This is a genomic window from Pseudomonas sp. URIL14HWK12:I5 (assembly GCF_900176445.1).
GTDB lineage: Bacteria > Pseudomonadota > Gammaproteobacteria > Pseudomonadales > Pseudomonadaceae > Aquipseudomonas > Aquipseudomonas monteilii.
This window is the reverse complement of the sequence record NZ_FWXQ01000006.1, coordinates 410,540-420,228: the sequence shown is the minus strand read 5'-3', so window position 1 is coordinate 420,228 and position 9,689 is coordinate 410,540. Positions and strand designations below refer to the sequence as shown.

10 protein-coding genes are annotated in these 9,689 nt (G+C 62.0%); 8 read left to right on the top strand and 2 right to left on the bottom strand.

Annotation, left to right across the window (positions count from 1 at the left end):
* Window positions 1-255 precede the first annotated feature (255 nt).
* Window positions 256-1,083, top strand: a complete 828-nt coding sequence (locus tag B9A31_RS27535; protein ID WP_232104675.1) for a DUF6708 domain-containing protein — start codon at window positions 256-258, stop codon at window positions 1,081-1,083.
* Window positions 1,084-1,125: 42 nt separating this feature from the next.
* On the opposite strand, the gene B9A31_RS16705 is transcribed toward B9A31_RS27535, so the two are convergent.
* Window positions 1,126-2,802, bottom strand: a complete 1,677-nt coding sequence (locus tag B9A31_RS16705; protein WP_019097313.1) for a sigma-54-dependent Fis family transcriptional regulator — start codon at window positions 2,800-2,802, stop codon at window positions 1,126-1,128.
* A gap of 373 nt (window positions 2,803-3,175) precedes the next feature.
* Here B9A31_RS16705 and B9A31_RS16700 point away from each other — a divergent pair, with 373 nt between their 5' ends.
* The 7 genes from B9A31_RS16700 to B9A31_RS16670 all read left to right on the top strand — a co-directional run bounded on the left by B9A31_RS16700 (window position 3,176) and on the right by B9A31_RS16670 (window position 8,770).
* On the top strand, window positions 3,176-3,433 hold the full coding sequence (locus B9A31_RS16700) for a phenol hydroxylase subunit (RefSeq protein WP_019097312.1): 258 nt from the start codon (window positions 3,176-3,178) through the stop codon (window positions 3,431-3,433).
* 55 nt (window positions 3,434-3,488) lie between these two features.
* Window positions 3,489-4,484, top strand: coding sequence for an aromatic/alkene monooxygenase hydroxylase subunit beta (locus B9A31_RS16695; RefSeq protein WP_019097311.1), 996 nt, complete (start codon window positions 3,489-3,491; stop codon window positions 4,482-4,484).
* Window positions 4,481-4,750, top strand: coding sequence for an MmoB/DmpM family protein (locus B9A31_RS16690; protein ID WP_019097310.1), 270 nt, complete (start codon window positions 4,481-4,483; stop codon window positions 4,748-4,750). The genes B9A31_RS16695 and B9A31_RS16690 overlap by 4 nt, the downstream gene beginning before the upstream one ends.
* 32 nt (window positions 4,751-4,782) lie before the next feature.
* Entirely contained in the window at window positions 4,783-6,297 is a 1,515-nt protein-coding gene (locus B9A31_RS16685; protein WP_019097309.1) for an aromatic/alkene/methane monooxygenase hydroxylase/oxygenase subunit alpha, read from the top strand.
* A 64-nt stretch (window positions 6,298-6,361) separates the two neighbouring features.
* Window positions 6,362-6,721 carry a phenol hydroxylase subunit P4 gene (locus B9A31_RS16680; protein ID WP_016714637.1) on the top strand — a complete coding sequence of 120 codons (360 nt, stop codon included), beginning with the start codon at window positions 6,362-6,364 and terminating at the stop codon, window positions 6,719-6,721.
* 11 nt (window positions 6,722-6,732) lie between these two features.
* Window positions 6,733-7,794, top strand: a complete 1,062-nt coding sequence (locus B9A31_RS16675; protein WP_016714636.1) for an NADH:ubiquinone reductase (Na(+)-transporting) subunit F — start codon at window positions 6,733-6,735, stop codon at window positions 7,792-7,794.
* Window positions 7,795-7,870: 76 nt separating this feature from the next.
* Window positions 7,871-8,770, top strand: coding sequence for a SphA family protein (locus B9A31_RS16670; protein WP_019097308.1), 900 nt, complete (start codon window positions 7,871-7,873; stop codon window positions 8,768-8,770).
* A gap of 75 nt (window positions 8,771-8,845) precedes the next feature.
* Here the strand turns inward: B9A31_RS16670 and B9A31_RS16665 are convergent, their stop codons facing one another.
* Complete coding sequence (locus B9A31_RS16665; RefSeq protein ID WP_027609093.1) at window positions 8,846-9,544, bottom strand: pirin family protein; 699 nt, start codon at window positions 9,542-9,544, stop codon at window positions 8,846-8,848.
* Window positions 9,545-9,689 lie beyond the last annotated feature (145 nt).

Below are 9,689 nucleotides of genomic sequence, written 5' to 3'. Positions count from 1 at the left end.
TTCTCCATCATCGTAATTTTCTAAATTTTCACCCCCGCGCCACCCGGACTATACGAGTGATTGTTCCATTGATGAAAACCAGAGACCCTATGCCGTCGAAGACGGCAGTGTTCAGCTTGAAATTTCTGGGGTTGTGCCCCTGGTTCCTATGATTGGGACCCACAGCTTGCTCGCCGCCACTCTGCTGATTATGTATTGGCCCGACCGCAATTTGCCGGACGCCTATATTGAAGTTTGCTCTCGGGAGATGAATGAATGACGCTTAAGTCCAAGGTTTTATGGGAGCGTGCTATAGGCTGGAGCTATGATCTGCCTTCAACGGGAGAGGAGCCAGATGGCCGCTGCTGGATAGAGGCTGTAGATCCCTCGCCTAATTATTTCAATGATGTCTACCTTGAACTGCCGAGGAAAACAATAAGCCTTCGAGGGGTTTCAGCATTAATCGGTATTCCTGGTTTGCTTTTTTGCGCTGGTTCGGTACTTTCTTTGTACTGGGATTTGTTCGTGTACGGATTGCAGCGTGACTGGTTAATGAATGTATTATTTCTGATTGGCTCGCCAATAATTCTATGGGCACTCATCCCTTACGCGATAGAGGATCTTGTCTTGCCCAGAGACGAACCCATCCGCTTCAATCGCCTGCGTCGAAAAATCTACATCTACGAGTGCAAGATCGACCGCATTTTCATCTTCAGCCGCAAACGCTGGGGCGTCCAGCCCGTCGCCTATAACTGGGACGACATCACCGCTGAGGTCTACCGCATCTACGCCCCCGGCCACGGGGGCCTGATCGAAAACGTCATGCTGTCAGTCCGTAATCCCGAAACCAATGAAGTCATTGACCGTGTCTTCTTCACGCATACCTTGGACCAAGGCAAGGCCTACTGGGCTATCGCCCGGCTCTTCATGCAGCAAGGCCCTGAAGCCCTACCCACATTCGTGCACCCACCCCGCGACTGGAACGACGACGATGGCCTGAGCCACATGCATTGCCTGGCACCTAAGGTTGAATGGCCAGCGGACATAGACCGCGAATCCCGTACTGCGCCCTCTGAAGAAGATGCAGTGGATGGCACCGGCTAGAACCGCTCTCACAGGGGCTCTGCAAAAATTGCTACGGTGGATTCACCCCTTCTTCAGCCTGTAGGCCAGGGCAGGGCGGGTCATGCCGAGCAGGCGGGCGGCTTCGGAAACGTTATGCCCACAGCGCTGCATGGCCTCCTGCATCAGCACCGCCTCGACGGCGTCCAGGCCTGTACCGCTGTCGAGAATCTGCGCCACCCAGCCGGGCGTAGCCTGGTCACCGTCTGCCACCAGCCGGCCATCGCTGCCCAGTCCGATACTGTCGAAAGCCGGAGGAGCATGCGGGAACAGCGCGTCCAGGCCGATGCTCTGATTCTCGTCGGTGATAATCACCCCGCGCTCCATGAGGTTTTCCAGTTCGCGGATGTTGCCCGGCCAGTCGTATTGCAGGCACACCTGCATCGCCCGGTCGCTGAGCCCACGGGTTTTCTTGCCGTAGCTGTGGTGCAGGCGGCCGAGGAAGTGCTCGATCAGCAGCGGGATGTCTTCGCGGCGTTCGCGCAGTGCCGGAATGTGCACCGGGAACACGTTCAGGCGGTAGAAAAGGTCGGCCCGAAAGCGTCCATCCTTCACGGCCTGTTCGAGGTTTTCGTGGGTGGCGGCGATCACCCGTACATCCACCGGCCGCGTGCGGCTGTCACCCACGCGCTCCAGTTCGCCTTCCTGCAGCACACGCAACAGGCTGGCCTGGGCGCGTGGGGTCAGCTCGACGATTTCGTCCAGGAACAGCGTGCCGCCGTTGGCCCGTTCGAAGCGGCCCATGCGTGCCTGCTGGGCGCCGGTGTAGGCGCCTTTCTCTACGCCGAACAGCTCGGCTTCGATCAGGTCCGGCGGTATGGTCGCGCAGTTCAGCGCCACGAACGCGGCCCCAGCGCGCTCGCTGCGCAGGTGCAGGCTGCGGGCGATCACTTCCTTGCCAACCCCGGTTTCGCCCAGCAACAGCACCGAGGCCTTGCCAGGGGCGACTTTGTCGGTGAGTGCGCAGCAGCGCCGGTACACCGCCGACTGGCCGATGCCATAGAATTGCCCCGACTCGTACTGCAGGCGCTGGCGCAGGTTGGCCACCTGCACCTGCAGCGACTGCAGCTCGTCGATCACCGGGTCGCTCTGGAAGTAGCGCAGGAAGGTGTCGGCATCCTCCCATTGCTCCACCGGCTTGCCGATGATGCGGCATTCGCTGCCGCCGCAGCCACGGCAACTGACCTCCTTGTACAGCACCTGGCGGCCGAGGAAGAACGAGCTGTAGCTGATGGCGTAACCGAGCAGCATCCAGCACACCGGTTGCTCGGAATGCAGGGCCTCGGACTGGCAGTTTTCCACCTCGAAGGAGTCCTGCCATTCGATGTCGGCGTAGAAATGGCCGTTGTCCAGGTCGATTTCCAGCTGCAGCGGGCGCACCTTGACCATGCCCTTGAGCGAATGCAGTTGCGGGCCGATGAAGAACATTTCCACCGGGTTGCCATTGGGCCGCAGCTTGCGCGCCAGCTCGGCATCCTTCAGCCCCGACTGGTAACCCAGGCGCAGGAAGAAGCCCTTGGCCCGCTCCACGCCAAGCATTTCGATCAGCTCGCGGCGCATGCTGGCCATGGTTGCGGCCTGCACCAGCAGCATGCGCTGCTCGTCCAGCCAGATCTTGCCTTCGGTGCCTTCAAACCGTACCCGTTCGGTCAGGTCCTTCAGCGCCGGCGCAGGTTCCGGCGCCCTGTACTGGGTAATCATTCGCTTGCGCCCCTTGTTTGTAGTTGTATGGGGAATCGGCGTGCACCCGCTCAGGCAAGGCGGGTTTGCTGGTCACGCCGGGACGACCGCAGTCTGCAGGCAAGGCCCGGGTCGATCTCTTTTCTAAACCGCCTGAAAGCGGCGCAAAAGTCAATCGCCGGTGACGTTTGCCATTTGCTCAAACGGCGCTGGCGCATTTGAGCAAATGATCAAACGGGCAGCCTGCAGCGTGCGCATAGCGCTGCCTGAGGGTAACGCTGAAAAAATTAAAATCCTTTAGAAACAATTGGTTGGGTTGGGTTCTTGGCGATTTCAACGCGCCTGGCACAGCCGTTGCTCTGGCCTATGACACGTCCAACCAGAGCACCAGCGCATGACTCAAGCCACCACCACCTTCGAGCAAATGCCGCGCTATGTCCGCGTACGTAGCGAGCCGGACGCGGCATTCGTCGAGTTCGACTTTGCCATCGGTTACCCGGACCTGTTCGTCGAACTGGTCCTGCCGCGCACGGCCTTCGCCAGCTTCTGCGCCAGCAACCGGGTGCGCCACATGGACGCTGCGATGGCCGCTGCCGTCGATGCCGACATGCGCAAGTGGCGCTATGGCGAAAGCCGCGACGCGGACGATTGAAGCGCCGCCTGCCGGCGCATTGCATCCCCACAACAACAAGTACAGGACGCCTTGCATGAGTATCGAGATCAAGACGGCCACGGTCGAGCCGATCCGCCAGACCTTCAGCCACATCCGCCGCCGTTTCGGTGACAAGCCGGCCAGCCGCTACCAGGAAGCCAGCTTCGACATCGAGGCCGCCACCAACTTCCACTACCGCCCGCTGTGGCAGCCCGACAAGCTGCTCAACGACCCCAGCCGTACCACCGTGCAGATGGCTGACTGGTACGCCGTCAGCGACCCGCGTCAGTACTACTACGGCGCCTACGTGCAAGCCCGGGCACGCATGCAGGAAAACGCCGAGCACAGCTTCGCCTTCTGCGAAAAGCGCGAGCTGCTAGCCAGCCTGCCGGCCGAAACCCGTGCTTTGGTCGCGCGCCTGCTGCTGCCGCTGCGCCATGCCGAGCTGGGCGCCAACATGAACAACAGCGGCATTGCCGCCGACGCGTTCGGCACCAGCGTCACCCAGATGCACATGTTCCACGCCATGGACCGCCTGGCCATTGCCCAGTACCTGTCGCGCATCGGCCTGCTGCTGGAGGACGACGGCCTGGCGTTGTTGGCCGAGGCCAAGCAGCGCTGGCTGGACGAGCCGGCCTGGCAAGGGCTGCGCCGCTATGTGGAGGACAGCCTGGTGGTGCATGACTGGTTCGAGCTGAGCCTGGCGCAGAACCTGGTCAGCGACGGCCTGCTGTATCCGCTGTTGTTCGAACACTTCGATGCGCAGCTGGTGGCCATCGGGGCAGGGCAGCTGGGCATGCTCACCGAGTTCATGCGCCTGTGGTTTGCCGAAAGCCAGCGCTGGGTCGATGCGCTGGTCAAGACGGCCGCAGCCGAGAGCCCATACAACCGTGAGTTGATCGAAGGCTGGGTGTGTGAGTGGCGCAGCCGTGCCGTGCAAGCGCTGCTGCCGCTGGCCGAGGCCGGCCCAGGCCGTGACGCGCTGGATGCTTGTGACAGCGCCTTTGGCGCACGCCTGAAAAAACTTGGCCTCAGTGGAGACGCCGCATGACTTCCCTCGTGTACATCGCCTTCCAGGACAACGACAGCGCCCGCTACATCGTCGAGGCCATCACCCAGGACAACCCGCATGCCCAGGTGCAGCACCAGCCGGCGATGATCCGCGTGCAGGCCGAAGGGCGCCTGGAAATCCACCGCGCCACGGTGGAAGAAAAGATCGGCCGTGAGTGGGACGTGCAGGAAATGCTGATCGACGTGATCACCCTCGGCGGCAACGTCGAGGAAGACGAAGACTGCTTCGCCCTGCACTGGAACTGATCCGCACAACGACAATAACAAGGGAGACCACCATGGCCGCCAAGCGCCTCAACCAGAAAGACAAGTACCGCTGCCTGACCCGCGACCTGGGCTGGGAGCCAAGCTACCAGAGCAAGGACGCCATCTACCCCTACGAGCGGTTCGAGGGCATCAAGATCACCGACTGGGACAAGTGGGAAGACCCGTTCCGCCTGACCATGGACGCCTACTGGAAGTACCAGGCCGAAAAAGAGAAGAAGCTGTACGCCATCTTCGATGCCTTCGCCCAGAACAACGGCCACCAGAACATCTCTGACGCCCGCTACGTGAACGCCCTGAAACTGTTCCTGAGCGGCGTCACCCCGCTGGAGTACCAGGCCTACCAGGGCTTCGCCCGTGTCGGCCGGCACTTTGGTGGCGCCGGCGCACGGGTGGCCTGCCAGATGCAGGCCATCGACGAGTTGCGCCACGTGCAGACCCAGGTGCATGCCATGAGCCACTACAACAAGCACTTCAACGGCCTGCATGACTTCGCCCACATGCACGACCGGGTGTGGTTCCTGTCAGTGCCCAAGTCGTTCTTTGAAGATGCGCGCACAGCCGGCCCGTTCGAGTTCCTCACCGCCATCTCGTTCTCGTTCGAGTACGTGCTGACCAACCTGTTGTTCGTGCCGTTCATGTCGGGTGCCGCGTTCAACGGCGACATGGCCACGGTCACCTTCGGCTTCTCGGCGCAGTCCGACGAAGCCCGGCACATGACCCTGGGCCTGGAGGTGATCAAGTTCCTGCTGGAGCAACACGAGGACAATGTGCCCATCGTGCAGCGCTGGATCGACAAGTGGTTCTGGCGCGGTTACCGGCTGCTGACCCTGGTCGGGATGATGATGGACTACATGCTGCCCAACAAGGTGATGTCCTGGGCCGAAGCCTGGGAGGTGTACTTCGAACAGGCCGGTGGCGCGTTGTTCAAGGACCTGGAACGCTATGGCATCCGCCCGCCGAAGTACGTCGAGCAGACCACCATCGGCAAGGAACACATCAGCCACCAGGCCTGGTCGATTTTCTACCAGTACAGCCAGGCCACCAACTTCCACACCTGGATCCCCACCGACGAGGAGCTGGACTGGCTGTCGGCCAAGTACCCGGACACCTTCGACCGCTACTACCGGCCACGCTACGAGCATTGGCGCGAGCTGCAGGCGCGGGGTGAGCGCTTTTACAACCCGACGCTGCCGATGCTGTGCCAGATCTGCCAGATCCCGCTGGCCTTCACCGAGCCGGATGCGCCCACGCAACTGAGCCATCGCAGCCTGGTGCATGAGGGCGAGCGCTACCACTTCTGCTCCGATGGCTGCTGCGACATATTCGCCTTCGAGCCGGACAAGTACGTGCAGGCCTGGCTGCCGGTGCATCAGATCCTGCAGGGCAACTGCGGTGGCGGCGATGTCGAGGCGGTCGTGCGCAACTATTACAACATCGACCCCGGGCAGGACAACTTCGAGTACCAGGGTTCGCCCGAACAGCAGCGCTGGCAGGCCTTGCAAGGCACCGGGCGCAAGACCGGCTGAGCCACCGAACCACCAAGGCGCCGTTGACGCGCCCTGGCCCTACAAGAACAAGAGGAACAACGCCATGCCCGTGACCGCCATCGGCACCTACACTGCCCAGCCCCTGGACCGCCAGGCCAACTTCCACGGCGCCCAGCTGGTGTACCTGTGCTGGGAAAACCACCTGCTGTTCTGCGCACCGTTCACCCTGCCGGTGGACCCGGCGCTGCCCTTCGCCGCTTTCATCGAGCAGGTGGTCAAACCGGCCATTGCCCTGCACCCGGATGCCGCCCAGGTGGACTTCGCCACTGCGCGGTGGCGCCTGGATGAGCAGCCCTTCACGCCCGACCTGGCCCGTGGCCTGGCGGCCAACGGCATCACCCACAAAAGCCTGCTGCACCTGCATACCCCCGGCCTTGAAGGCCTGGGCGGCAGCCACAACTGAGGAGTGCCGCCATGAGCTATCAAGTCACCATCGAACCCACTGGTGAACAGATTGAAGTAGAGGAGGGGCAGACCATTCTCGAAGCCGCCCTGCGCCAGGGCGTGTGGCTGCCGTTTGCCTGCGGCCACGGCACCTGCGCTACCTGCAAGTGCCAGGTACTGGAAGGCGAGGTCGACCTCGGTGCCGCTTCGTCCTTCGCTCTGATGGACATGGAACGCGACGAGGGCAAGGTGCTGGCCTGTTGCGCCATCCCGCAGAGCGACCTGGTCATCGAGGCCGACATCGACGTCGACCCGGACTTCGCCGGCCTGCCGGTGCAGGACTACCACGCCGTAGTCACTCGGCTGGTCGAACTGTCACCGACCATTCGCGGCGTGCACCTGAAACTCGACCGGCCGATGGCCTTCCAGGCCGGGCAGTATGTGAACCTGCAACTGCCAGGCATTGAAGGCAGTCGCGCATTTTCCCTGGCCAACCCGCCCCAGCAGGCGGATGAGATGGAACTGCATGTGCGCCTGGTGGAAGGCGGCGTGGCCACGGGGTACATTCACCAGCAGCTCAAGGTGGGCGATGCGCTGGCGCTGTCCGGCCCATACGGGCAGTTTTTCGTGCGCAGCTCACAACCGGGCGACCTGATTTTCATCGCTGGCGGCTCGGGGCTTTCCAGCCCGCAGTCGATGATTCTCGACTTGCTGGCGCGTGGCGATACCCGCCGCATCACCCTGTTCCAGGGCGCTCGTACCCGTGCCGAGCTGTACAACCGCGAACTGTTCGAAGCGCTGGCTGCCCGCCATGCCAACTTCAGCTATGTGCCAGCCCTCAGCCAGGCTGCCGAAGACGCGCAGTGGCAAGGTGTGCGCGGTTACGTGCACGACGCGGCCAGGCAGCATTTCGATGGCCGCTTCAACGGCCACAAGGCTTACCTGTGCGGCCCACCACCCATGATCGATGCGGCCATCACTTGCCTGATGCAGGGCCGACTGTTCGAACGCGACATCTTCATGGAGCGCTTCTACAGCGCCGCAGACGGTGCCTCCGAAGGCCAGCGTTCGGCCCTGTTCAAACGCATCTGAACCTTTTGGCGTCTGGCTCCCTGGCCACAGGGGGCTGGCGTGCACCCGACCGATAACAACAAGAAAGGTTGACCCGATGACCCCGACCCTTGCAAACCTGCTGCGCCTTGCCGTGTGTGCCTCGTTGTTCGGCGCTGCCAACCTGTCCCATGCCACCGAGGGGGGCGGCACGTCCTACCCGCTCGGTGCCGAAAACTACATGTCTGGCGCCATGCCGCCACCTGGCTTCTACGGCCAGCTGTTCGTCAACCACTACGAAGCCGACAACCTGCGCGGCAACGACGGGCGCAAACTGCCGGTGGACTTTCGGGTGCGCGCCAACGCCCTCGTGCCGCGGCTGATCTGGGTAAGTGACTACACCGTGCTGGGTGGCAGCTTGGCGCTGCATGCCATCGTGCCGCTGGTGGATGTGAAGGTCTCGCTCAATGGCCAGTCGCAGCACAACAGCGGCCTGGGCGACGTGATCTTCGGCCCGGCACTGGGCTTTCACCACAGTGACAAGTTTCACAGCATCCTGGCCTTCGACATGATTGCCCCCACCGGTCGTTACGACAAGAACGACCTGGCCAACCCCGGGCGCAACTATTGGGTGTTCGAGCCGGTGTACGCGATGAGCTACATCGACCCGGCCGGGCTCAACCTGGATGCCAAGGTGATGTACGACTTCAACAGGCGCAACCCGGCCACCGATTACCGTTCGGGGCAGGAGTTTCATGTGGACTATGCCGTGGGATGGGGCCTTGGGAATGGCTGGGTGCTGGGAGTAGGGGGGTATTACTATCGGCAGACGACTGACGACCGTCAGGACGGTGAGCGTATCGAAGACAACAAGGGGCGCAGCTTTGCCATCGGCCCGTCGATCAAGTACAGCGGCAAGGATGGCTGGTTCGTGACGGCGAAGTGGTCGAAGGAAACCGAAGTGCGCAATCGCGCCCAGGGTGATGCCTACTGGTTGAAGCTGACCTTGCCATTCTGAAAGGGGGGCTGCTGTGCAGCCCATCGCCGGCAAGCCAGTGCAGGCACTACAAGGCTGCCTGTACTGGCCGATTCATCAGGCCACATCTACCAGCACGATCTCGCTGTCTTCGATGGCGGTCACCCGCAACACTTCTTCCTGCTCGATCGCCACGCCATCACGCGCCTTGGCCCGCAACCCGTTCACCTCCACCAGCCCCTTGGCCGGCACCAGGTAACCCCGGCGTGCGGCATCGAAGCAGTACTCGGCGGTTTCCCCAGCACGCAAGGTAGCAGCCACCAGCCGCGCATCGGTGCGAATCTGCAGGCTGTCTTCATCGCCCACGCGGCCGCTGGCCAGGGTCACGAAGCCTTCACCACGTTCGCCTTTTGGGAACGGCCGGGTGCCCCACTGCGGTGCTTCACCGGTGCGCTCCGGCACGATCCAGATCTGGAAGATACGGGTATCGACGTCCTCCAGGTTGTACTCGCTGTGCACGATGCCGGTACCGGCGCTCATTACCTGCACGTCTCCGGCTTCGGTGCGGCCCTTGTTGCCCAGGCTGTCCTGGTGGCTGATCGCGCCTTCACGCACATAGGTGATGATTTCCATGTCGCGGTGCGGGTGCGGCGGGAAGCCGCTGCCGGCTGCGATCAGGTCGTCGTTCCATACCCGCAGGTTGCCCCAGTGCATGCGCGCCGGGTCGTAGTACTCGGCAAACGAGAAATGGTGGTGGGCGTCCAGCCAGCCATGGTTGGCGTGGCCGAGGCTATCAAACGGTCGTAATTGCAGCATGATCGTGCTCCTTGAAACGGTGGAATGACGCCATGATGCGCTAAGTAAACATCGAAAATAAGCGTAAATATCGGCTTAAAACAATCAGTTTAATAGATGTTATTGTTGCCGGCCTTTCTTCGCTTCATCGCCTAATCCACTGATC

Excerpts from the sequence above, each read along its gene's own strand:
- B9A31_RS27535 (WP_232104675.1), top strand. The coding sequence starts at position 256 with ATGACGCTTAAGTCCAAGGTTTTATGGGAGCGTGCTATAGGCTGGAGC.
- B9A31_RS16705 (WP_019097313.1), bottom strand. The coding sequence starts at position 2,802 with ATGATTACCCAGTACAGGGCGCCGGAACCTGCGCCGGCGCTGAAGGAC.
- B9A31_RS16700 (WP_019097312.1), top strand. The coding sequence starts at position 3,176 with ATGACTCAAGCCACCACCACCTTCGAGCAAATGCCGCGCTATGTCCGC.
- B9A31_RS16695 (WP_019097311.1), top strand. The coding sequence starts at position 3,489 with ATGAGTATCGAGATCAAGACGGCCACGGTCGAGCCGATCCGCCAGACC.
- B9A31_RS16690 (WP_019097310.1), top strand. The coding sequence starts at position 4,481 with ATGACTTCCCTCGTGTACATCGCCTTCCAGGACAACGACAGCGCCCGC.
- B9A31_RS16685 (WP_019097309.1), top strand. The coding sequence starts at position 4,783 with ATGGCCGCCAAGCGCCTCAACCAGAAAGACAAGTACCGCTGCCTGACC.
- B9A31_RS16680 (WP_016714637.1), top strand. The coding sequence starts at position 6,362 with ATGCCCGTGACCGCCATCGGCACCTACACTGCCCAGCCCCTGGACCGC.
- B9A31_RS16675 (WP_016714636.1), top strand. The coding sequence starts at position 6,733 with ATGAGCTATCAAGTCACCATCGAACCCACTGGTGAACAGATTGAAGTA.
- B9A31_RS16670 (WP_019097308.1), top strand. The coding sequence starts at position 7,871 with ATGACCCCGACCCTTGCAAACCTGCTGCGCCTTGCCGTGTGTGCCTCG.
- B9A31_RS16665 (WP_027609093.1), bottom strand. The coding sequence starts at position 9,544 with ATGCTGCAATTACGACCGTTTGATAGCCTCGGCCACGCCAACCATGGC.